Origin of the sequence: Denitratisoma sp. DHT3, assembly GCF_007833355.1 — a bacterium.
In the GTDB taxonomy this organism is placed as follows: Bacteria; Pseudomonadota; Gammaproteobacteria; order Burkholderiales; family Rhodocyclaceae; genus Denitratisoma.
Window position 1 is genome coordinate 2,219,535 of the sequence record NZ_CP020914.1, and the last position, 23,960, is coordinate 2,243,494.

The 23,960-nt window shown below is 59.5% G+C and carries 19 protein-coding genes and 1 riboswitch; of the genes, 14 read left to right on the plus strand and 5 right to left on the minus strand.

Features of this window, described 5'->3' with window-relative positions; translation table 11 throughout:
- Nucleotides 1-61: 61 nt before the first annotated feature.
- A riboswitch (cobalamin riboswitch) is annotated at nt 62-266 on the minus strand.
- A gap of 84 nt (nt 267-350) precedes the next feature.
- The gene (cbiB, locus tag B9N43_RS10260) at nt 351-1,286 is read left to right on the plus strand and encodes an adenosylcobinamide-phosphate synthase CbiB (protein WP_145842109.1); all 936 of its coding nucleotides are present in this window, start codon (nt 351-353) and stop codon (nt 1,284-1,286) included.
- A 1-nt stretch (nt 1,287) separates the two neighbouring features.
- Here the strand turns inward: cbiB and B9N43_RS10265 are convergent, their stop codons facing one another.
- From B9N43_RS10265 to B9N43_RS10285, 5 genes are all read right to left on the minus strand, one after another.
- Nucleotides 1,288-2,001: a hypothetical protein gene (locus B9N43_RS10265; protein WP_145842110.1), complete on the minus strand. Its 714-nt coding sequence runs from the start codon at nt 1,999-2,001 to the stop codon at nt 1,288-1,290.
- The gene (locus B9N43_RS10270) at nt 1,998-3,995 is read right to left on the minus strand and encodes an ASKHA domain-containing protein (RefSeq protein WP_145842111.1); all 1,998 of its coding nucleotides are present in this window, start codon (nt 3,993-3,995) and stop codon (nt 1,998-2,000) included. The genes B9N43_RS10265 and B9N43_RS10270 overlap by 4 nt, the downstream gene beginning before the upstream one ends.
- Nucleotides 3,996-4,073: 78 nt before the next feature.
- Complete coding sequence (locus B9N43_RS10275; protein ID WP_145842112.1) at nt 4,074-5,009, minus strand: carbohydrate kinase family protein; 936 nt, start codon at nt 5,007-5,009, stop codon at nt 4,074-4,076.
- Nucleotides 4,997-5,260 carry a TetR-like C-terminal domain-containing protein gene (locus B9N43_RS17775; RefSeq protein ID WP_186453768.1) on the minus strand — a complete coding sequence of 88 codons (264 nt, stop codon included), beginning with the start codon at nt 5,258-5,260 and terminating at the stop codon, nt 4,997-4,999. The genes B9N43_RS10275 and B9N43_RS17775 overlap by 13 nt, the downstream gene beginning before the upstream one ends.
- Complete coding sequence (locus B9N43_RS10285) at nt 5,230-5,706, minus strand: TetR/AcrR family transcriptional regulator (protein ID WP_186453769.1); 477 nt, start codon at nt 5,704-5,706, stop codon at nt 5,230-5,232. The genes B9N43_RS17775 and B9N43_RS10285 overlap by 31 nt, the downstream gene beginning before the upstream one ends.
- 324 nt (nt 5,707-6,030) lie before the next feature.
- Between B9N43_RS10285 and B9N43_RS10290 the strand changes: the two genes are divergently transcribed.
- The 13 genes from B9N43_RS10290 (at nt 6,031) to B9N43_RS10350 (ending at nt 23,945) form a co-directional block, all read left to right on the plus strand.
- On the plus strand, nt 6,031-6,903 hold the full coding sequence (locus B9N43_RS10290) for a TIGR03619 family F420-dependent LLM class oxidoreductase (RefSeq protein WP_186453770.1): 873 nt from the start codon (nt 6,031-6,033) through the stop codon (nt 6,901-6,903).
- A gap of 30 nt (nt 6,904-6,933) precedes the next feature.
- Entirely contained in the window at nt 6,934-7,242 is a 309-nt protein-coding gene (locus tag B9N43_RS10295; protein WP_145842115.1) for a hypothetical protein, read from the plus strand.
- A gap of 62 nt (nt 7,243-7,304) precedes the next feature.
- The gene (locus B9N43_RS10300; RefSeq protein WP_145842116.1) at nt 7,305-8,015 is read left to right on the plus strand and encodes a B12-binding domain-containing protein; all 711 of its coding nucleotides are present in this window, start codon (nt 7,305-7,307) and stop codon (nt 8,013-8,015) included.
- Nucleotides 8,016-8,051: 36 nt separating this feature from the next.
- The gene (locus B9N43_RS10305; protein ID WP_145842117.1) at nt 8,052-9,398 is read left to right on the plus strand and encodes a monomethylamine:corrinoid methyltransferase; all 1,347 of its coding nucleotides are present in this window, start codon (nt 8,052-8,054) and stop codon (nt 9,396-9,398) included.
- A 127-nt stretch (nt 9,399-9,525) separates the two neighbouring features.
- Nucleotides 9,526-10,800: a serine hydroxymethyltransferase gene (gene glyA / locus B9N43_RS10310; protein WP_145842118.1), complete on the plus strand. Its 1,275-nt coding sequence runs from the start codon at nt 9,526-9,528 to the stop codon at nt 10,798-10,800.
- A gap of 11 nt (nt 10,801-10,811) precedes the next feature.
- Nucleotides 10,812-14,516: a methionine synthase gene (metH, locus tag B9N43_RS10315; protein ID WP_145842119.1), complete on the plus strand. Its 3,705-nt coding sequence runs from the start codon at nt 10,812-10,814 to the stop codon at nt 14,514-14,516.
- Nucleotides 14,517-14,664: 148 nt separating this feature from the next.
- Nucleotides 14,665-17,136, plus strand: coding sequence for a TonB-dependent receptor (locus B9N43_RS10320; protein WP_145842120.1), 2,472 nt, complete (start codon nt 14,665-14,667; stop codon nt 17,134-17,136).
- 98 nt (nt 17,137-17,234) lie between these two features.
- Nucleotides 17,235-18,173 (plus strand): TIGR03619 family F420-dependent LLM class oxidoreductase, encoded by a 939-nt coding sequence (locus B9N43_RS10325; RefSeq protein ID WP_186453771.1) that lies wholly within the window; start codon nt 17,235-17,237, stop codon nt 18,171-18,173.
- Between the two features lie 7 nt (nt 18,174-18,180).
- Complete coding sequence (locus B9N43_RS10330; protein ID WP_145842122.1) at nt 18,181-18,633, plus strand: hypothetical protein; 453 nt, start codon at nt 18,181-18,183, stop codon at nt 18,631-18,633.
- Between the two features lie 138 nt (nt 18,634-18,771).
- Nucleotides 18,772-19,872 carry an AraC family transcriptional regulator gene (locus B9N43_RS10335; protein ID WP_222428706.1) on the plus strand — a complete coding sequence of 367 codons (1,101 nt, stop codon included), beginning with the start codon at nt 18,772-18,774 and terminating at the stop codon, nt 19,870-19,872.
- Nucleotides 19,873-20,047: 175 nt separating this feature from the next.
- Nucleotides 20,048-22,288 (plus strand): molybdopterin-dependent oxidoreductase, encoded by a 2,241-nt coding sequence (locus tag B9N43_RS10340; protein ID WP_186453772.1) that lies wholly within the window; start codon nt 20,048-20,050, stop codon nt 22,286-22,288.
- Nucleotides 22,289-22,338: 50 nt separating this feature from the next.
- Nucleotides 22,339-23,001, plus strand: a complete 663-nt coding sequence (locus B9N43_RS10345) for a 4Fe-4S dicluster domain-containing protein (protein WP_222428707.1) — start codon at nt 22,339-22,341, stop codon at nt 22,999-23,001.
- Nucleotides 23,002-23,042: 41 nt separating this feature from the next.
- A complete protein-coding gene (locus B9N43_RS10350; RefSeq protein WP_145842126.1) occupies nt 23,043-23,945 on the plus strand; it encodes a dimethyl sulfoxide reductase anchor subunit in 903 nt (300 codons plus the stop codon).
- The last annotated feature ends 15 nt before the right edge of the window (nt 23,946-23,960 follow it).

The following is a 23,960-nucleotide window of genomic DNA, read 5'->3' on the forward strand; positions in this document are numbered from 1 at the left end:
CGATTCTCCAGTTGACAGTCCAAGACATGGGTACGGTTTCCAGCCATGGCCCAGTAGGACGTTGATTGGATCACTCGCCGGCAGGTCTTCTGACTCCCGGATCATTCGCCTTGCCCGCACCTTCCCGTGGATGATTATTACCACAGTGGTTGGTCATGGACCATGCAGGCAGCGTCCCCGGTCACAGCGGCGGGCCCGCCACGGTTTCGCACCGTGTTCCCTTAGCTAGCGAGGTGTGTTACCACGCTGATTATCAATTCCACAAATGTGGTATGTCAAAGTTCCACGAGTGTCTCGATAAGTTTCTATTATGAGTGCGCATACAATCTGCTCCGATGTTGGAGAAATCTATGAATAGCGGATTGTTGCTGCTGGCTGCCATCGGAGCAGTGATGTTAGATCGATGGCTGGGGGAACCCCGACAATGGCATCCCCTGGTGGGGTTTGGCCGCTTGGCAGGCGCGATCGAGGCGCGCTGGCGGGTGGAAAACGCCATCCCGCGCCATGGCCAGATTCTCGGCCTGTCGGCTTGGTTGCTCGCCGTGGTCCCCCTGAGCCTGCTAGCCCTAGCCTTGTGCCGTCTACCGTGGGGGCTGGGTTGGCTGGCATCATGCCTGTGCTTGTATTTCAGTCTGGGCGCCCGCAGCCTAGAACAGCATGTGCTCGCCGTGATTCATCCGCTGGAGGCGGGCGACCTTACCACCGCACGTGTCTCGCTGGGGCGGATCGTTTCTCGGGATACGGCAGTGCTGGATGCCGATGGAGTGACGCGGGCCGCACTGGAAACCACGCTGGAGAACGGAAACGACGCTGTGTTCGGTGCCCTGTTCTGGTTTGCCTTGCTAGGAGGGCCGGGGGCGGTGCTGTTTCGCCTGGCCAACACCTTAGATGCCATGTGGGGCTACAAGAGTCCGCGCTATCGCAACTTTGGCTGGGCGGCAGCCCGACTGGACGATGCGCTGAACTGGCTGCCCGCACGGCTGACGGCCTTGACTTATGCCCTGCTGGGAAATACCACGCAGGCGATCACCAGCTGGCGGCATCAGGCACACACTTGGGATAGCCCTAATGCAGGACCGGTAATGGCGTCAGGTGCCGGAAGTCTGGGGCTTATTCTCGGTGGCACTGCAAGCTATCAGGGCGTTGGTGAGCAACGGCCGCTTTTAGGAGCTGGCAGGAATCCTATTGCCAGGGATCTACATCGAGGGCTGGGATTGGTCCGTAAGGGCCTCACTGTTTGGCTAACTACGGGGATCATGGCCTGGTTCGCGAGTCAGCTGATATGACTCAGTCCAACTTCCGGGATCCGCCATAGGGTTGCTTGCGCAAGACGCAGTTCTTAAGATCACAAATCCGGCAGGGATCAACCTCAGGAGATTCGGAGCGGCCACCAGGCACCAGCCCAACGATTGCGAGCAGGCTTTTCTCGGGGATCATCATGTGTTGATCATTGAGCCTTACAGGTACCTGCCCCTTGGGCAGGTAATCGAAAAGTACCTCGATGTCGCCAATCTTCCATCCGGTATAGCCTGGGCCATAGCGGAGTGTGCTGCCAAAACTCCTGCTGCTAGCGTCCCTGTAGGAATCAGCTTGCAACCCTTCCATCATAGAGCTGATCGCAGTCGTAGCCGCGCTGTCTAACGCCAAGGCCTCCAGCATGTCGCCATCGTCTGTGTACTGCCGGACCTTTTCGCTGACGCGGGGCCCTAGGGTAGCTAGAATGAGGCGGATAGCACTGGATTTGCGCAAAATCTTGCTCAGTCGTTGGCTGCGCAGACAGGCCTGACCCGTGAGTCGAATCTGCTCCCCATCAATACATTCGATGGGGATTTCCAACCAAGTTCCCCAAGGTTGTGCCAGCCCGTTCAATTGGGCTAGCTGCTGATCGATGACTTCCTGAATTGGAGGACTTATCGGCTGACCATGGGGATAGCCCATCAGATGATGAAGTTCATTCCCGTCTACTATGAGTTTTCGGTCTGCCAGGCGATTGATCATCATGCATGCTCCGCCGGGTTTGGCCGTTGCCCTGCCAGGCTACCCTTCAGGGATGGAAAGTCGTCTTCGGCATGGGGCAGTAAAGTTGCGTCCACGAAGTCCTGGTTGAAATGGGGGTCAGCGGTGAGCTCAATATATTCCACCAACCGGGCGATCTGGTCAGCCTCGGCGCGGCGGCGGGCGTCGAGCAGGGCGATGCGGGCGCCGTCGCCTGCGGCATTACCCACGGACAAGATGTTTTCCAGGCCTGAGTCCGGAAACATGCCGATTGCCAAAGCGCGGCCCAAGTCAATGACACTACCGAAAGCGCCTGCGATAAGCACTTTATCTGGCTGCTGTCGGCCGAATTTACGAAGTAAAACTTGAGCTCCAGCGTAGAGAGCGCCTTTTGCCAACTGCACAGCTCGGATGTCGGCTTGGGTGAAGCAGATATCGCGGCCTATGCCAGTCTGGGTCGCCCAGGCGATGACGAATTCCAGTCTACCGTCAGTATCTCGACGTAAGCGCTCGCTGCCTATTTCCTCGACAAAACGGCCACTGTGGTCGATTAGCCCGGCGTTGAGGAGTTCGGCAACAATGTCGATCACGGCAGAACCGCAGATACCCAGGGCGCCGATTTCATTGGCCGCGATCTTGTTGCTCCAGTAGGGGTTGCCGATAACGCGAAAACGCAGCTCCCTCGTGGTGGGGTCGATACGCACGCGTTCGATAGCTCCTGGTGTGGCGCGCATACCGAATGATAAGTTGGCACCTTCCAGTGCCGGCCCCGTGGGGCAGGAAGCCGAGAGCATGCGATCCTGGTTTCCTAAGATCAACTCGCCGTTGGTGCCTATGTCAATGATCAGTTGCAGGGCCTCCCCAGTATGGGGGCCTTCGGCCAGGGCCACGGCCACATTGTCGCTGCCGACGAAACCGGCTTCCACCGGCATCAGATGGATGTTTGCCGAGGGCAGGATGGAAATACCCAGGTCCCGAGCCTTGATGTCCACGGAGCGACAGACGGTGGGTGCGAATGGCACCACACCAAGGGCATGGGGGTCGATGCCTAGAAAGATGTGGTGCATCACCGTGTTGGCAACAAGCACAACCTCACTGATGTCATCGGTAGTGATGGATACCTGCATAGCCAATTGCCGGGCCAGCTGGCTCAGGGTATCGGCCACCATTTTCTGCATGGCCGCCAGTTTCAGGGAGCCATTGCAACTGGCGATGCGGTTCATGATGTCATCGCCATGACCCACCTGGGGATTGAGGGCGGAAGCGCTGGCTAAGGCTTCGCCTGTTTCCAGGCTGCACAGATATGCGGCGATGGTGGTGGTGCCCAGATCGACCGCCATGCCATAGGTGGCCAAGCGCTCGCCGCCGACGATGCGGATCACCTCGCAATCGTTCCAGACCGTGACGGTCAGCACGCCGCCGTTGGTACGTTGGGCCTGGGGCAGCGTGCGCAGGGCATGGAGGTCGATGTTCATGGCGGCCAGGCCCTGCTGTTCCTCCAGAATATCGGCCAGCCGCTCCCAGTCGCCAAGCCGGGATGCCAGGGTTGCGGGGGGCAGTTCGACCCGGTAGTTGCGCACCATCGGATCCACATTTATCTCCCGTTGGCCCAGGGATTTCCTCACCACGGCATGGGTACGACGGGACTCGTCCGGGATGTACACCATCAGTTCGCCAAGCACTCGGGCCTGACAGGAAAGGCGCTCGTCGGCTCGCATTCTGCCTTTCTCAATCAGGCGGCTTTCCGTCTGACGATGGCTGGAAAGATTGTCGCCGTGGGAGCGGATATCGTGATCCTCGAAGTGGCCCTCAAGGACGCGGACTCGGCACTTGTAGCAGGAACCCCGGCCGTTGCATACGGCCTCGATCGCGACGCCAAGATCCTTGGCGGCATCTCTCAGGGTTGTGCCGGCGGCCACTTCGGCCATGGTGCCCATGGGCATGAAGCAGACGCGGTGGGATTCCTTTTCCTGATTTTCCTGGGGATTCGGACTGGACATGATTTCTCCTGGGGTAGAAGGGACGACCCTCTCGGTGGGGCCGTTCCCTGGGGGTAATGGTTGTCGTGTTGCCGTGCGTCAGTCGTTGGAAATCCGATAGGTCTCCCTGAAGCGGGCCTTGAACTCCGGAACCGTGAAGCGATGGTTCTGGGTACCAGGGCTTTCGATCTTGATGGCCCCCATCAGTCCGGCGATGCGACCGGTGATCTCCCAGTCCATGCCATGGAGCAAACCGTGAAGCAGCCCGGCCCGGTAGGCGTCGCCGCATCCGGTTGGGTCATTGATGGCGGAGACCTTCGCGGGCGGTATCTCGTAGGTCTTGTCCCGCGTATGGATGACGGAGCCCTGACCGCCAAGGGTCACGATCAATGCCTCGGCGTTGCGCAGAACATCCACAGCCTTCCAGCCGGTTCGATCCTGCATCAACTGCCATTCGTAGTCATTCACCGTGACCCAGGTGGACTTGGCGATTACGTCACGCAGTTCCTCGCCATTGAACATGGGCATGCCCTGGCCGGGGTCGAAGATGAAAGGGGTGCCCAGTTCAGCGAATTGGCGGGCGTGTTCCACCATGCCTTCCTTTCCGTCGGGAGAGACGATGCCGATGCGACCACGCTGGATGTCCTTGAGATTGTTCCGGTGGGCATGGCTCATGGCACCCGGGTGAAAGGCGGTGATCTGGTTGTCGTCCATGTCGGTGGTGATGAAGGCCTGGGCGGTATAGCAGTCGTCCAGGGTCATGACATGGCGGCTGTCGATGCCGAGGTCTTGCAGCCACTCGCGGTAAGGCTCGAAGTCCTTGCCGACGGTTCCCACGGGCAGGGGCTGGTCACCGAGAAGCATGAGGTTGTAGGCGATGTTTCCCGCGCATCCGCCAAACTCCCGGCGCATCGCCGGAACCAGGAAAGACACATTCAACATGTGAATCTTGTCCGGCAGGATGTGGCTCTTGAATCGATCATGGAAAGACATGATGTTGTCGTAGGCAAACGAGCCGCAGATTATTGCTGGCACTGATTTTTTCCTTTCTCATGTGATGTAGAAACATTAGGCCCACTGTGAGCCGGTTGGATTGATACTTTGCCCTGTTGTGTTTTGTTCGGTTTCAATCCGCTTATTCCAAGCAGTGCCCCTTGGGTATAGCGTTCCATATCGACGTGGGGAATTGGCTGTCTGGTAAATAGCAAGCGATTGATGATGGGACCGATGATGATGTCGGCTGCATGCTCTATGTCTATCCCATCGGAAAGCTCCTTCCTGGACACAGCACGCTCCAGTAGCTCAAGCAAAGGTTGCGCCGGGCTTGGAATATTGGTTCGAGGCGGTCACCGAGGGAAGCGTCGAAAAGACGTTCCTTGCCTAGTGCCGCCAATACCAGAGTCAGAGGGGAATCAGTCAGGAGGGTCACAAAGGAACGCAGCAGACCTTCGATGTCTTTCTGAAGATTCCCTGTGTCGGGCAGTTCCAAGGGGGGTAAGTGCGCAAAGGCGTCAGCCACCAGGGAATGCTTTGATGACCACCGTCGGTAGATCGTCGCCTTTCCGACATGGCTGCGACTGGCAACTGAGGCGATGGTGAGCCGGTCATATCCGATCTCTCCTATCAAGGCTAAGGTCGCATCCAGAATGGCCTTGTCGGCAGCACTGCACCGAGGCCGGCCGACTATTGCTGGCGGCTGCGCCCCGTGAGCACTTTCATTTTGTTTGCTCATCGAATATCTCCGTCTTGGGTTATCCCCAGTTGCTCGGTTGTGTTCTTGTTGTCCGGGTGAGAGATCCATTCCTCATTCTCAATACGATACCACGAGTACCGAATGTAAGATGAGCTTGCAATTTCGTCATGTCCCGACGGCGTATCGAATGTAAATAATACTACTAGTAATCAATATGTTGGAGATATGCGTTAGCTGTAGGCTAAAAAAATGTTGACACTGGTCTGTATATTTTTTTAAATTACGAAACGAATCGTACTGTATCTATTCAAGAAGCGGAAACCGTGCGTCAGCCATGGGGCCTGCCAACCAAAGGAGATGTTCATGCAGTTCTGGCAATCACTGTTTCTGACGGAAGGGGACCAGATACTTGATGTGACCAAGATATGCGATGGTCTTGGTTTCCACGGGATGCTGTTTCCCGATCATCTGATCCACCCCGAGAAGCAGGACTCCACCTACCTGTACTCGGCTGATGGAAAACCTCCATCATTTACGGAGGACACAGTATGGCCTGAGTGTTGGTCGCTATTTGCGACGTTGGCGGCTATGACCAAGAATCTGCATTTCTGCACATGCGTTTTCATTCTTCCCTTACGCAATCCGATTGAACTGGCCAAGGCAACGTCAAGCGTTGCCTATTTCAGCAATGGCCGTATCCATCTGGGCGCCGGGGCCGGCTGGATGAAGGAAGAGTTCGAGATGCTCGGCGTGGATTGGGCCACGCGCGGAAAGCGATATGACGAGTGTATCGAGGTGATGCGCAAGCTCTATACGGGGCAGTACGTCGAACACCACGGCGAATTCTTCGATTTCCCACGCATCATGATGACGCCGGTTCCAGAGAAACCCGTGCCCATCCTGATCGGCGGCATCAGCGGCCCCGCCTTGCGTCGAGCTGCCCGTATTGGCGATGGTTGGATCGGGCCGGGACAGAGTGTCGATGCGGCCCTGCAAACCCTGAGTACCCTGAATAAGTTGCGGACCGAGTACGGAACGCAGAACAAGGAATTCAACAACATCGTTCCTATCTACGGGGATGTCAGCATCGACGACATCAAGCGACTGGAGGACGCTGGGGCTACAGGGATGGTCAGCTTGCCCTTTGCTTTCACAATCAAACCAGGAACGACCTTGGAGGAAAAGCGTGCCTATCTGGAGCGCTATTCCCAGGAAGTCATTGCGAAATTCAGGTGAATTTCCGTAACGACCCTAATGGAGAGAAAAATGAAGCTCGAAGAATTAAAAACGCAGTTCCCGGATCTGACATTTGAGGAGGTCGGTCCTGACGAGAGCTGGGAAGAGGATGGCGCCGGATATTGCTTCGTTATAGAGGCGATGATCAAGGACAAGCGTGTTCGCGCTACCGTCATGGTGGATGACTTGCCGCGGGTGGCCTTCACGGGTGACTCTGTGGGCATCCGCAAGATGCTGGTGAGGTGGGCAGTGGGGCGGGATCACTTGGCATATCTGGCCTATGAGCTGGGCCGGGCCGAGATGGCGATCCGTCACGGCGTCCCCTTCCTTCAGGAGTGAGAAAGAGAAACCCGCGTCTTTCAGCGCGAACCTTCAATAACTTAACAACATGAGGTGGACATATGAGCAGCATTGAGGCAATCCGTGAGGCCGTCTGGCGCCTGAAGAAAAAGGATGCCGTTGCCCTGGTGGAAGAAGGCCTTGCAGAAGGGCTTGATCCTACTGCGATGTTGAAGGAAGGGGTCATTGCCGGTTTGCAGGAGGTCGGGCGCAAGTTTGGTGCCGGCGAGTATTTTCTGGCAGAACTGGTGATGGCTGGCAAGGTCGGTGAGCCCTGTATCGACTTGATCACGCCTCACTTACCGCCGAATTCGGAAGGGAAGATGGGAACGGTCGTGATCGGTGCAGTCAAAGGCGATCTGCACACCATTGGCTACGGGCTGGTGACAACCCAACTGGAGTTGGCGGGATTCGAAGTCATCAAGCTGGGCATCGACCTGGACAGCAAGTACTTCATCGAAAAAGCGGTCGAGCACAACGCCGACATCATCGGCCTGTCCGCCTTCCTGGTGACGACCATTCCCTATTGCCCAGAAGTCTTGGGTTATTTGAAGGACATGGGGCTGCGGGATCGCTTCAAGGTCATCATCGGCGGCACGGAATGTACCGCCGACAAGGCGGACGCCATGGATGCCGATGGCTGGGCACTCAATGCAATCTCAGCGGTGCCACTGTGCAAGCGCCTGATGGGCAAGGACGTGGGTGAGGAGGCCAAGCTCGCGCAAACCTACGACCACGGCTGGTGGTACAACTCCCGCCGCCATGGCACCTGATGGTCGAACCCACACCCATTCAAGAGGCAAACTGAAATGATTCCAAGCATTGATTTCCAGCGGCGCTCAACCACCGGACCTGTTGGCAAGACCGACGACTTTGACCTGGATCTGGCCTTCAAGGTCAGGGAACTGGTGGAGACCTACAACATCAAGTACGACCCCAACCAACTTGTGGTGGATGACCGCACGGCAGATGCAATTTTTGATGCGGGCGTCGAATTGCTGGCCGAGGTCGGCCTGTTTCATCAGCAGACCTCGCGCATCATGCTGTACTCCAAGGAGGAACTCTATCAACTGGCGGCCGAGTCCAAGGCGAACCCAGCCTGCATTCCCTTTGGAAAAGGCGAGGACCGGATGTATCTGCGGCATCGCAAGAGTACAGACACCTTTGCCCCGACAAACTACGGTGGACCTGCTGGAGTCGCTGAACCGGAGTGGTTCATTCCCTATGTTCAGTCCTTTGCCCAGGAGCGTCATGTAAAGGGCCTGGGGATTTGTCCGGGCGTACCGCGCATTGGCGATCTTGACCCGAAGGCCGGTACCCTGACCGAAGTGGAAATCGCCCTTTGGGAGCAGGAAGCCCTGCGTGAGGCGCTGAAGCGCACTGGCCGTCTGAACATGAACCTGGGACTGCTATGCACCGCCAGCACCCCCTCGGGCACCATGTCGGTCATGGCCAGTGGGTATCGGGACCATCTGAATACCCAGATCGGCATTCACATCATGCCCGAACAGAAAATGAGCTGGAATCCGCTGCTGCTTTCCCAGTACTGCGAGAACGCCGGGATCGAGCCCTGGATGAGTTCGATGTCCTGCATCGGCGGTTTGTGTCGGGATGCCGCCGAGGTCGCAGTAACAATGGTGGCTAACGCGTTGGGGCAACTCAGCTATGCCAAGGGCGGCTCCATGAGCTACTTCCCCAGCCATCTGGATGGGACATGGGCAACGCGACCTTCTCATTGGGCATTCAGTGGCGCAGCCCGTGCTTCTGAACGTCACCTTGGACTGGCTGTGGGAACCTCTATCTCGGGCATCACCAATGCCTGGCGCACTCCCTTGACCCTGTGGCAGTCGGCGGCGGTCGTGTTGACCTCCGTGGCCAGCGGATTGTCCTATGCCTGGATTTCCGGACATACCGGCCTGGAGGCGCGACTGATCGGAGAAATGATGGATGTTTGCGCTGGCATGCCGGCAAAGGAAGCCAATGAACTGGCCCAGCGGGTTATGGTCAAGGTTGATGAGCTTCTGCCTCAGGTAACGAAGCAGTTGCCCTTCGTCGAAGCTTATGACATCGAAACCGTTCAGCCCCGTCCGGCATACGAGTCTTCCATGCTGAAGGTGCGGGATGAACTGCAGCGTATGGGCATGCCCTATCGCTAATTCGGCCACCCAGCGTAGGTGAGGCCATTACACATTTCTGGTGGATTTGTCGGTCTGGTCTGGCCTGCGCGGTGGTCCTTCGGGGCAGGATGCTCGGTATTGCTCATCAACTGGCAGGGGCTCTGACGTGTTTAATGGCAGTGAAACTATTGCAGGATTCGACGAAGAACTTTGGCAGGCCGTTTTGTCGGAACGGCAACGCCAGGAAGATCATATCGAGCTGATCGCTTCCGAGAATTATGCAAGTCCCCGGGTTCTCGAGGCCCAGGGCAGCGTCTTGACCAACAAGTATGCGGAGGGCTATCCGGGGCGTCGCTACTATGGCGGCTGTGAGCATGTCGATATTGCTGAGCGGCTGGCCATAGAACGAGCGAAGTCACTGTTCGGGGCTGGCTACGTGAATGTTCAGCCCCACTCGGGTTCCCAGGCTAACGCCGCGGTTTATCTGGCCCTGCTCAACCCAGGGGACACCATCCTGGGGATGAGCCTGGCTCATGGGGGGCATTTGACCCATGGGGCGAAACCCAATTTCTCCGGACGCACTTATAACGCCATTCAATACGGGCTTGACCCGGCATCGGGCGTGATCGACTACGCGTCATTGCGCGCACTGGCGCTGGAGCATCGACCCAGGATGATCATTGCCGGTTTCTCCGCCTATTCCAGGGTGGTGGATTGGCAGCGCTTCCGTGTGGTGGCGGATGAGGTGGGAGCGTGGCTGATGGTGGATATGGCCCATGTTGCGGGGCTGGTGGCCACCGGGCTATACCCTAATCCCATTCCCTGGGCGGATGTGGTGACCACAACAACCCACAAGACCCTGCGCGGCCCCAGGGGCGGGATGATTCTGGCTCGGGCCAATGCGGAACTAGAAAAGAAACTAGATTCGGCCATCTTCCCTGGCATTCAGGGTGGGCCCTTGATGCATGTGATCGCGGCCAAGGCGGTTGCTCTGAAGGAGGCCCTGGCCCCGGATTTTGTGGTCTACCAGCGTCAGGTGATCGATAACGCACGGGCCATGGCGCGCACGATGGCGAACCGCGGCTATCGCATCGTTTCAGGCGGCACGGACAACCATATGTTCCTGGTGGATCTGAGCGGCAGGGAAATTACCGGCAAGGATGCCGAGACGGCCCTTGGCCGTGCATGTATCACCGTAAATAAGAATGCAGTACCGAATGATCCCCGTAGTCCCTTTGTGACTAGCGGCATACGTATTGGCACGCCGGCGATGACGACGAGGGGGTTCGGTGTCCGTGAAGCGGAAGACCTCTCGGAGTGGATCTGCGATGTCCTGGATCGCCCGGCAGATGATGCGACGACTGTGGCAGTCAGGGAAAATGTTCTGGATCTGTGCCGGCGCCATCCGGTGTATCGGGTAGTGACACCTGACACCAAATGATGCTGAATCGAATGTCAGTCCCTGAACCCGCAGCCCCCCAGCCCGACCGCAGCGCCGAGCTGCGCGCCCTGGCCGCCCGCCGCCTGCTGATCCTGGATGGCGCCATGGGCACCATGATCCAGCGCCATGGCCTCACCGAAGCGGACTATCGGGGGGCGCGCTTCCGGGATCACGACAAGGACCTGAAGGGCAACAACGACCTGTTGCTGCTGACCCGGCCGGAAGTGATCGCCGGCATCCACGAGGCCTACCTGGAGGCCGGGGCCGACATCCTGGAGACCAACACCTTCAACGCCACCCGCATTTCCCAGGGGGAGTACGGCCTGGAGTCCCTGGCCTACGAACTGAATGTGGCCGGGGCGCGGCTGGCGCGGCAGGCGGCGGACAAGCACTCGACGGCGGACAAGCCTCGCTTCGTGGCCGGGGTGATCGGCCCCACCGGGCGCACCGCCTCCCTGTCCCCGGACGTGAACGACACCAGCTTCCGCAGCGTCACCTTCGACGAACTGGTGGACAACTACGTGGAGGCGGCCCGGGGCCTCACCGACGGGGGCGCCGACATCCTGCTGGTGGAGACGGTGTTCGACAGCCTGAACGCCAAGGCCGCCCTGTTCGCCCTGGAGCGCTTCTTCGACGAGGCCGGGCGGTGCTGGCCCATCATGATCTCCGGCACCATCACCGATGCCGCCGGCCGCACCCTGTCCGGCCAGACCCCGGAAGCCTTCTGGAATTCCCTGCGCCACGCCCGGCCCCTGTCCTTCGGTTTCAACTGCGCCCTGGGGGCCAAGGAACTGCGCCAGCATGTGGAGGAGCTCTCCCGCATCTGCGATTGTCTGGTGTCCGCCCATCCCAATGCCGGCCTGCCCAACGCCTTCGGCGGCTACGACGAGACCCCGGAGATGCTGGCGGCGGAGATCGCCGACTGGGCCCGTAGCGGCCTGGTGAATATCGTCGGCGGTTGCTGCGGCACCACGCCGGACCACATCCGCGCCATCGCCCAGCAGGTGGCGGCGGCCACGCCCCGGGTGCCGCCAGTCATCGAACCCCGGCTGCGCCTGTCGGGCCTGGAGCCCTTCAACGTGGGCCCCGAGTCCCTGTTCGTCAATGTGGGGGAGCGCACCAACGTCACCGGCTCCAAAGCCTTCGCCCGCATGATCCTGGAGGGCCGCTTCGAGGACGCCCTGGCCGTGGGCCGCCAGCAGGTGGAGAACGGCGCCCAGGTGGTGGACGTGAACATGGACGAGGCCATGCTGGATTCCCAGGCCGCCATGGTGCAGTTCCTCAACCGGGTGGCCTGCGAGCCGGACATCGCCCGGGTGCCCCTGATGCTGGACTCCTCCAAGTGGGAGGTGATCGAGGCGGGCTTGAAGTGCGTCCAGGGCAAGGGCATCGTCAATTCCATTTCCATGAAGGAGGGGGAGGCCAAGTTCCTGGAGCAGGCCCGGCTGGCCCGGCGCTACGGCGCGGCGGTGATCGTCATGGCCTTCGACGAGCAGGGCCAGGCCGATACTTTCGCCCGCAAGACCCAGATCTGCCAGCGGGCCTACGAACTGCTGGTGGCGGACGGCTTCCCGGCCGAGGACATCATCTTCGATCCCAACATCTTCGCCATCGCCACCGGCATTCCCGAGCACGACAACTACGCGGTGGATTTCATCCAGTCCGTGGCCTGGATCAAGGAACATCTGCCCCTGGCCAAGACCAGCGGCGGCGTCTCCAATGTCAGTTTCTCCTTCCGGGGCAACGAGCCGGTGCGGGAGGCGATCCACACCGTGTTCCTCTACCACGCGGTCCAGGCCGGCCTCACGATGGGCATCGTCAATGCCGGCCAGCTCGGCGTCTATGACGACCTGGACCCGGAACTGCGGGAAAAGGTGGAGGACGTGGTGCTGAACCGCAGGCCCGGGGCGGGGGATGCCCTGGTGGAATTCGCCCAGACGGTGAAGGGCCAGGCCAAGGAACAGGTACAGGACCTGGCCTGGCGCCAGTGGCCGGTGGAAAAACGCCTGGAGCACGCCATGGTGAAGGGCATCACCGACTACGTGGTGGCCGACACCGAGGAATGCCGGGCCGCCCTGGCGGCGGCGGGCAAGCCGCCCCTGGCGGTGATCGAAGGTCCCCTGATGAACGGCATGAACGTGGTGGGAGACCTCTTCGGCGCCGGCAAGATGTTCCTGCCCCAGGTGGTCAAGTCGGCCCGGGTGATGAAGCAGGCCGTGGCCCATCTGGTGCCCTATATCGAGGAGGAGAAGGCCCGCACCGGCGCCACCTCCAAGGGCCGGGTGGTGATGGCCACGGTGAAGGGCGATGTGCACGACATCGGCAAGAACATCGTCGGCGTGGTGCTGGGCTGCAACGGCTATGACGTGGTGGACCTGGGGGTGATGGTGTCCTGCGACAAGATTCTCGCCGCAGCCCGGGAGCAGGAAGCCCAGGTGATCGGCCTGTCGGGCCTGATCACCCCCTCCCTGGAGGAAATGAGCCATGTGGCGGCGGAGATGGAGCGCCTGGGTTTTGGTGCCACGCAAGGCCAGGAGGCGATTCCCCTGCTGATCGGCGGCGCCACCACCAGCCGGGCCCACACCGCGGTGAAGATCGCCCCCGCCTACAGTGGGCCGGTGATCTACGTGCCCGACGCTTCCCGGGCCGTGGGGGTGGTGACCAAGCTGCTGTCCCGCGACCAGGCCGCGGAATACAAGGCCGAGATCGCCGCCGATTACGCCCGGGTACGCCAGCAGCACGGCCAGAAGAAGGGCGTGGCGATGGTGACCCTGGAGCAGGCCCGGAGCAACGCCCCCCGTCTGGACTACGCGCCGGTGAGGCCGAAGCATCTGGGCGTCACCGTATTGCGCGACATCGACCTGGGAACCCTGGCCCGCTACATCGACTGGGGCCCCTTCTTCCAGACCTGGGACCTGGCGGGCAGCTACCCGAAGATCCTGGAGGACGCCACCGTGGGCGAAGCGGCCCGCAACGTCTTCCGCGACGGCCAGGAAATGCTGGCCCGGATCATCGCCGAGGGCTGGCTCAGGGCCAACGCGGTGTTCGGCCTGTTCCCCGCCAACCGCCGGGGCGACGACATCGAGTTCTACGGCGACGAGGCGCGAGGCACGCCGCTGATGACCTGGCACGGCCTGCGCCAGCAACACCAGCGCCCCGAGGGCAAGGCCAACGAATGCCTGTCCGACTTCGTCGCGCCGCCGGGCACCGCCGACTACGCCGGTGCCTTCGCATGCACCGCCGGCATCGGCATCGAGGAAAAACTGGCGGAGTTCGCCGCGGCCCACGACGACTACCGGGCCATCATGCTCAAGTCCCTGGCCGACCGGCTCGCCGAGGCCTGCGCCGAGTGGCTCCACGAGCGGGTGCGGCAGGATGACTGGGGCTACGGGGCCGGCGAGTCCCTCAGCAACGAGGACCTGATCGCCGAGAAATACCAGGGCATCCGTCCGGCCCCCGGCTACCCGGCCTGCCCGGACCATACCGCCAAGGGCGACCTGTTCCGCCTGCTGGACGCCACCGCCAATACGGGCATGGGTCTCACCGAGAGCTACGCGATGACGCCGGCGGCCTCGGTCTCCGGTTTCTACCTGGCCCATCCCCAGGCCCGCTATTTCGCCGTCAGCAAGATCGGCCGCGATCAGCTGGAGGATTGGGCACTACGGAACGGCATGGCCGTCACCGAGGCGGAGCGCTGGCTGGACGCCGTGATGTAAATGGAATTCGAATAGGCGCTTTTAAAATGATCTGGATCATGTCGCCCATCTGCTTTGCACGATTCCAGGTCAGGGAGGGCATCCGGAGCAGTTGGGCCTGCTCTTGAGGATATTGGTTTGTGTGTTGTGCTCTACGAGGAGGTAAAAAGTGAATAGAACCACTCAACAAAGGCAATTCGTAACACGCAGCATCTCGGTACTGATTGCCACGACATTTTCAGGAAGTGTTCTCCCGGCGCTCGCAGCGGAAGGTGCGCTGGAAGAGGTCATCATCACGGCCCAGAAACGGGCAGAAAATCTTCAGGAGGTACCCATCTCCGTCCAGGCACTGGATGCGAAGATGCTGGAAAAGACCAGCGTGGTTTCGCTGATGGATATCAAAGAGTCCGTTCCTGGTCTGAGGCTGGCGCCCTATCCGGGCAGCAGCGAATCCATGCTGCCTGCGATTCGCGGCATCGTACCCAATACCATCGCCGTCACCAATCCGGCGCCTATTGCGATCCACCTCAACGGTATCTATCTATCCCAGCAGGCGGGCCTCAATGTGGCGGCCCTGGAACTGGAACGGGTAGAGGTGCTGAAAGGACCCCAAGGTGTGCTGGCTGGGCGCAATGCCACCGGTGGAGCGCTCAACCTTTCGACGGTCAAACCGGAATTGGGAGCCTTCGGCTTCAAACAGCAGGTCACCCTGGCACAGCGGGGGCAGGTGCTGTCGAAGACCTCGGTTAATATGCCCATCGGCGAAAGCCTTGCCGCCAAGATTTCCTATTTGAACAGCAGCAAGGACCACGACGGCATCCGCAACAGCATGCCTGGCGGCATCAAGTTCGGCGAGCGGGATTCGGAGGCCTGGCGTCTCGATCTGCGCTGGAAGCCCACCGACAGGGTGACAGTAGACTACGGCTACGATCGATCTCTGACCAAGTCCTACGATACGCCGGGACAGTGCATTCTGCCCGGCAGCTATGCCATTTACGGTGCGGCCATAAATTTTTTTGCTTCCATAGATCCTCGCGTAGCCGCCTATCGAGACAGCTGCAGTCATGACTACAAGCGGGAATTGCCCTATGCTTATGCGCTGCAGAAAAACAGTAATTTGGCCGAGGGCCATGCCCTAATCATCGAGTGGGAGGTATCGCCCACCTTCACCCTGAAGTCCATCACCGGCTATCGCAAGGTGGATACCGCCAATCACATTCTCTATGGTCCGACGGACGGTTCGGTAGGCGGGTTCCGTGCCGATAGTGGCCCGTATGCCATCAGTAATTTCTTCACCGGTGCCTCGATTCTCAATAACAGTGGCATGCCCTGGACCCTGGATAACGAATCCTGGTCCCAGGAATTTCAGTTCCTCGGCCAGATCGATGAAAGTTTGAAATACACCACCGGGATCTACTATTCCAAGGAAAAAGGCAACCAGCACCAGGGACCCACCATTGGCACCTACATGCCGGCGCTGGCGACCGATTTTTCCACGCTTCCCCCGACAGTGATGGACATTGTCACCACCAGCCAGTTTGGCGTCAGCAGTGCCGAGAGCACGGCCACAGCGGTTTACGGCCAGCTTTCCTGGCGGCCTGATGTGTTGGAGCGCAAGCTTGAGGTGGTTCCCGGCATCCGTTACAGCCGCGACCATCGCCAGGCAGTGGGCTATAGCAATGGGGCCACCCATGTGGTCGTGCCCGCCGGACCCGCGACAGCCCTGGCCTTTGCCACCATTCCAAATCCAACGGCCTACACGGGCGCGCAAGGTGACAACACCTTCTCCAAGACGACCCCCAGCCTGTCGCTCAACTATCACTGGGAGCCGGGCAAGATGGCCTATGCCAAGATGGCCAAGGGCTACACCACCGGCGGCTTTGATCCCTATGCCGTTTCCGCCGCGGACTTTTCCGGGGGTTACAAGCCGGAAACCATTACATCCCTGGAGATGGGCATGAAGGGCGAGTTCCTGGAGCGGCGTTTGCGAACCAACCTGGCCCTGTTCCAGAGCAAGTTCAAGGACGAGCAGAAGACGGTCAACGGTCCCCTGGGGCCCACCGACTGGCGCATCGTCAATGTGGGCGAGTCCACCTACAAGGGGTTGGAGGCGGACATCACCGCCCAAGTCACCACGGGCCTACGCCTAGGATTCAATTACGCATGGCTGAAGCATGAGTACACCAAGTGGATCGACCCGGTGAGCGGCCTGGACGTGCATGACAAGCGTGAGCTGATCGTGCCGACTCACTCCTATGCCATCAACCTGGATTACCGCTTCCCCAGGCTGGGCACTCTTCCGGGAATGCTGGACTTCAACCTGAATTACAGCCACAGGGACAGCATTTCGACGCCGATCGCCCTGGATGCCACGGCGACCGGCACCACCACGCCGATTCCGGTGGATATTCTGCGGGAACGTCAGACCACGCCCGGGTACAACCTGGTGAACATGCGGCTGGCCTGGAACGGGATCCCGGTGGGACCTGGCGACAAAGGTGATCTGACCATCGCGCTATGGGCCAAGAACCTGGCGGACAAGAGATATGCCACATTCAAATCCTTGAACTACTACGGGGACGCGATTGCCGTCTGGGGGGAGCCGCGCACCGTGGGTGTGGACGTGATCTATCGCTACTGATTTTGCCGGGGTTGCCTCCTCCTTCCCGGCATCTGCTTGGCCGTCCCACAAGGACGGCTTTTTTTCTGACGGTCGCCAATCCATTATTGGAGGGTGAAATGAAAAAAATACCCGATCTGACGGTAATTTTAAGTGAGCTGGATACCCTGATCCGTCCTGACGAGGAAAGGCTTGTTCTGCACTTTGCCCGACAGGCCGAAGATGCCGGTTACTACGGCGTCAATATCATTGATCACATCGTGATGGGTAAAGGGGCCGCGAGATTCGGCCTGCCCGCCAACCCCCGGGCCTTCCGCTGGGTGGGCAATCAGCGACCTAACCAGCACATGCCCAGCCAGATCGTCATGATGTCCGCCATTGCTGCGGTGACGTCGCGCATCCGGTTGATGGCGACGGCTACCCTGACACCCTTACGGCATCCATTGTTGAATGCCAAGCAGTGGGCGACCCTGGACCTTCTGTCGGGCGGTCGCCTGACCATTACACCGATTGGTGGCTGGCAGGACGAGGAATACGACGCGATGGGTATTCCTTTTGCCGAACGAGGATCGCGGCTCGATGAGCAGTTGGAAATCATGTGCCTGGCTTGGAGCAAGACGCCCATTAGCTATTCCGGTCAGCACTATCGTTTTGAAAATGTGTATGTGATGCCCAAACCGGCGCAGCCGGGAGGGCCCGAAATGATCATCGGCGGCGACAGCTTGTCGCAAAAAGTGGTGGACCGGATTGTTCGCTACGGAGCAGGGTATACGTTGGCGGGAACGCCCGATCGTGAAGGGCTGGAGCGTCTGCGTCGGTGCATGGTCGCCGCCGGCCGCAAGCCGGAGGAGTTGAAGACTAGCGGCTTGATCTTCCCCTGTTTTCCAAGTGTCAATGAGCCTGCAGATATCCCGCGCAGCCTGGCGCAAAGCATGCCGTCCCTGCTGGAGGCCGGGGTGGATGTGATCACCATCAAGCCATCCCAATATATCGACGATCCCGGGCAAATGCCCTCCTTGCTGAAGGAGTTCCAGCAAAGGATTGCGAGCTATTACTGAGCAAAAAGTGGCTAGAAAAATCCTTCATCATGCGGCCACGCCAGTTGCCGCATATCGATTTTGGCATGGCCGCTGGTGTGAAATACTCAGCGCAACTTGTCGTCAGGCATTTCTGGATGCGGGACTGGCTGGCGCCAGCTTCACGGAGCGGGTAGAGGACGCACCCGATGGCACTGGAGGATTCAGTTACCGGATCAGTGAGACTGGTGAGGTTCATTTCATCGCCGGTGAAGGTGAAGCCGTCGCGGAATACGACTGCTATGAGCTTGGATTCCGGATGCTGAGCGACCCTAGCTGCGAGGCCGCAGGACAGATTGCAGCAGGGAAATTTCGCATCATCAGCGGAAGCGATCGCTGGGTCGCCCTGATGTCCTTGATGCCATTGCTGAGACAGGCCTGCCATCAGGCGATTGCCGATACCGAAGAGAAATTTGATCTTGAGTTTCCCAAGTATGGCTGATGAAAGGATTCAGTCTGAATGCCTTCGCCTTATTGGCGGAACTGCCCGGGCAGTTATACGTGACGTCGGCACGGAGAGAATAGACAAGATATGAAATCTACTACGGCAAAGCCTGTGGCAAGAAGATTTCCCCTAGTCGTGTCCAGTGATCTCGCTCTGGTTCTACTAAAGGATGCTGCCGCCGCAGGTGAGGATCCGTCGCACATCCTATCTCAGTTGCGCCTACCATTTTCTGTCGATGATTTAAAGGATGGTCGGTTGCCAATGATATCGGAGAATCAGTTCATCCTGATTTACCGGGAATGCATGGATGCTCTTTCCGCCCACGCCAATCGGGAACGCGGTCTGCCTCCGATGAGCCGGAACGAGGTGGAGATGCTCTGTCATTGCGTAATCAGCTGTGAATCCCTAGATCAAGTAATACAAAGGGCCATCCGTTTCTGCGCGATGCTTGGCGGTCGGGCAGCTGAGCTTTCCCTGGAAGCATGCGGTAATGACGTTGTGTTTCATATGAATACCATGCGTCTGCCACACAGCAGCAGCGGCCTTCTGGCGGATCTGACGGGGCTGTCCTTTTATCACAGGCTGTTTAGTTGGCTGATTGGTGAGACTGTTGCTGTTGATGGTTATGGTGTGACTTATGAGAATCGAGGCAATGAAAGAGTTCTGTTGCGCTTGTTTCGTCATCCGATTTTCTATGGCCAACCAGGAAATTACTTCCGCTTTCCTGTGAAGTATCTAAAGAAGCCGGTTGTGCGTAGCCACCAGCGAATGATGGAGATGCTAGCCGTTTTCCCGTTTGATCTGATGCGGGATCCGGGCAAAGATGGGCAGTTGGCAGAGGTGGTCGAAAATTTGATCAGGACGCAAATTTCCCGAGGAGAAAGCATTCCGACGCTGGAGCAATTTGCCAAATTTTTCAGAATCAGCACCGCGACCTTCCGCCGTCGTCTCGGAGATGAGCATAGTTTGCGTGAAATTAAGGAACGTTGTCGATTCGAGTTGGCGATGGAACTCCTCGCCCCGGGATCCAGGCTCAGGATTTCTGACGTAGCAACGCATCTTGCGTTCAATGATGTTCGCTCATTCCGAAGGGCCTTCCGTTTGTGGACCGGTTCTTCACCCTGGGAGTATCGAGAAAAATTAGCTCACATTCAGGCGCCAGCTGAAAACGATCTGAGCGATTTACAAAGACCACCTTTCATGGAAAAAAAATCACAAACCTCTGGTCGGCATTGAATGCGTGCCCCGGTAAGAAAGTGAAGAAAGAAGTATTCGGTCCCCATCTTGATTGATTTGACCATCGCAAAGTTCTTGCGCCCTGCGGATAATTCTTGGAACTTCACTCCATAACCAGCAGCGCCTGTTCGTTATCCCCATAATGGGTTTTAACTTTACAAAACAAGGAACCGCCATGCTTTTCGAAACTCCCGAAGTTCTTGAGAAAAATACCAAGCACCAGGAGGGAAGCCAAAAGGGCACCTGCCCCATCTGTGGCATGGGCTGCTTCGTCGAGGCCAAGGTGGAGAACGGCATCCCCATCCGGATCAAGGCCGACCACAGCTCACCCCATCCGGCGGATTGTCCCCGGGCCGGCCAGGCCAAGACCTATCACAATCATCCGGATCGCCTGAATCATCCGTTGAAGCGGGTTGGCAAGCGGGGCGAGGGTAAGTGGCAGCAGATCAGCTGGGAGCAGGCCCTGGACGAGATCGCCGCCCAGCTCGGGCAGATTCGCGACAACCATGGGCCGGAGGCGGTGCAGACCCTAGGGGGATCCTTCAAGGGACCGGGCGACGCCGCCTGCTGGCGCTGGGGCAATCTGTTCGGCACCCCCAACATGATGCACCAGGGCAAGAACTGCGGTTCCGCCGAGTTCTTGGCCGAGTGGTCCGTCTATGGCACCATCGGCGTACTTGGCTACAATCCGGTGGCTGGCGTGACCAAGACCGCCATCTTCTGGGGAGGCAATCCCCCGGTACCAGGGGGCATTGCGGCGGAGAAGGCCATCAAGGCGGCGCGCAAGGCGGGCACCAAGATCATCGTGATCGATCCGCGCCGTTCGGAAGCCGCCGAACTGGCGGACATCTGGCTGCGCATACGGCCCGGCGCCGACGGCGCCCTGGCCTACGGTTTCCTCAATGTCATCATCAACGAAGGCATCTACGACAAGGAATTCGTCGAGAAGTGGTGCCTGGGTTTCGATGAGCTGAAGGAAGCGGTCAAGGATTACACCCCGCCGCGGGTCGCTGAATTGACCTGGATTCCCGCCGAGCAGATCGTCGAAGTGGCGCGCTATTACGCCAACAACAAGCCGGGCAACATCTCCTTCGGCCTGGGTACCGTGGAACTGGGCAACGCCACCAATGCCACCGTCTTCGGCAAGGCCTACCTGCGCGCCATCACCGGCAACCTGGACCTGATCGGTGGACAGTTGCTGGACGACATGCCGGAATTCATTCAGTACCGGCAGGAGTTGAAGTGGGACACCCTGCTCAACCACCCCCTGCGCACCCGTGACAATGTCGGCGCCAACCGCTGGCCAGTGGCCGGCGTGCGCGGCATGAAGACTTTCCGCGAGGCCATGTCCAAGCTGAATCCCCTGGGCCCGGGTCCGGCCTTCTACATGATGTGCACCGCGCCTTCCGCCGTTTGGTCCGCCATCATCGACCAGGACCCTTACCCCATCAAGGCCGTCATCACCCAGGGCACCAACTCCATGGTGGCCCTGGCCAATTCGCGCCGGGTCTATCAGGCCCTGACCAGCCCCAACCTGGAACTGCACGTGGTGATGGACCACTGGATGACGCCCCAGGCCCAACTGGCGGACTACGTATTGCCCGCCACCGACGGTCTGGAACGGGCCAACCTGGGCGGCATGTGGGGCTTCGGCAACGTCACTTCGGCCGCCATGCCCACGGTGAAACCGCAATTCGAGCGTCGTGACGATTACCAGCTGTGGCGGGAACTAGGCAACCGGCTGGGCCAGCAGGGCCAATGGCCCGATACCCTGGAGGGTTGGTTCGACAAGCTGTTGGAACCGTCGAAGATCACCTTTGCGGAACTGGCCAGCCGCGACATGCCCTGGCTGTTCCCCGAGCCGCCCCAGGAAAAGCGCTACGAGAAGACCGGCTTCGCCACCTTCTCCGGCAAGGTGGAGCTCTCCTCCAGCCTGATGCAGAAGCTGGGCTACCCGGGCATCCTCCCCTGCGAGGAACCGGGCTGGAGCCCTGTCCGCACGCCGGAGTTGTTCAAGGAGTTTCCCCTGGTGATGACGGCGGGTGCCTCATCGCCCTTCTACTACCGTTCCCAACACAAACAACTGGACAAGATGCGCCGCCAGCATCCCAAGGCTTTCGCCTCGATCCATCCGGAAACGGCCGCCAGCCTGGGTATCCAGGACGGGGATGCAGTATGGGTGGAGACGCCCATGGGCCGGGTGCGGCAATGGGCCAAGCTCAACGACACCCTGCACCCCGGCGTGGTCCATGCGGATGGCCTGTGGTGGTATCCGGAGCAGGAGGCCTACGAACCCAACCTGTCCGGAGTCTGGGAATCGAACATCAATTCCATCATCCCCGACGACAAGGACTTTGCCAGCTTCGCCGGCGACAACCATTTGCGGGCACATATCTGCCGCATCGTCCGAGCCTAGGTTAGGGTTTCATCGAGATCTATGAGGAGACGGCAAACATGCGATGGGGCATGACCATAGACCTGCAGCGCTGCACCGGCTGTTACGGCTGCGTGATGGCCTGCAAGCAGGAACACAGCACGCCCTCGGGGATTCATTTCCGACGCATGATGTTCGAGGAAGTCGGCGAGTATCCGAAGGCAAAGCGCATCCATGCCCCGGTGCAGTGCAACCACTGCGCCGAGCCGCCCTGCGTGCCGGTTTGCCCCACCAAGGCCACCTACAAGCGGGCCGATGGTCTGGTGCTGGTGGATGCGGATATCTGCATCGGCTGCGGCTACTGCATGACCTCCTGCCCTTACGAGCATCGCCATTTTGTCGGCGACAAGCTGGAGCACTTCGACGAAGGCCTCACCCCCCACGAACTCAAGGGCGGCGAGGCGGGTCACGACTGGGACTCCAAGCGTGACACGGTGGTCAAGTGCACCTTCTGCCAGCATCGCCTGGACAAGGCCAAGGAAACCGGCCTGACCCCGGGTGTGGACCGGGAAGTGACACCCGCCTGCGTCAATACCTGTCCCTCCAACGCCATGGAGTTCGGCGACCTGGACGACCCCAACAGCCCGATCAGCCGGTTGATCGAGGCGCGTCAGGGCTTCCCCCTGTTGCCGGAAGCGGGTACCAAGCCCTCCATTTTTTATCTTCCCGGGGATACCACCCCCGGGAGCGACTGAGCTTGTTCTGACTTCCTGACGCACCGTATCGGAACTTAAAAATGTCCCCTACAACACCGCAACCGGAACTCCTCAAGGGTACGGCGACCCAGTGGTCCAGCACTGCCCATTTGCAAACCAAATGGGATTGGCGCGCCGTCGGCAACTTCATCGGCGGAGGCACCGGCGCTGGCCTCCTGCTGTCGGCCACCTGGCTGGCCCCCTCGATCCAGGCTTACCGAGTCCAGGCGGCCCTGGGACTAGTGATCGTCGCCCTGGGGCTGCTGTGCATCATGGCCAAGATGGGCCGGCCGACCCGGGCCTTCAACATCTTCCGCCACGTACAGACCTCCTGGATGACCCGGGAGGGCTTTGCCATGCCCACCCTTTTCGGTTGCGGCGCCCTGTCCCTGTTCCAGTCCGAGGTGGGGGCCATGGCCGTGGTGGCCACCCTGTCCGCCCTGTTCTTCCTCTATTGCCAGGCCCGCATCCTGGGTGAGTCCAAGGGCATTCCCGCCTGGTCCGATCCCCGGATCGTGCCCCTGATTCTGACCACCGGTCTGGCGGAAGGGACTGGCCTGGCGACCTTCTGTACTGCCTTCTTTCTGGAGGGTGTTCCGTCAGTATTAGCCTGGCTGCTGTTCATAACTCTGGTAATGCGTTACATCGCTTGGCGCAGCTATCGACAAGGCTTGCGGGGGCCGGGAATCCCTCGTGAAACTCTTGCTGTTCTGGATAGATTTAGTGGTGATTTCGAAGTATCGGGCCATTGGATACCGGCTGCGTTGTTGGTTGCGACCTTAGGCTTTGGTGGCCCACCGAATGGACTGCCGGCTGCGGCTGGTCTGCTTGTCATGGCTGTCGGGTGGTCGTTGAAATACACCATTGTTACTCAGGCAGCATTCTTTTATCGGAAGAGCTTTTCCCTCTCAGCTCAAATGACCCGGGATCGCTCCGGTCTATGATGAAATCGGGGGAAA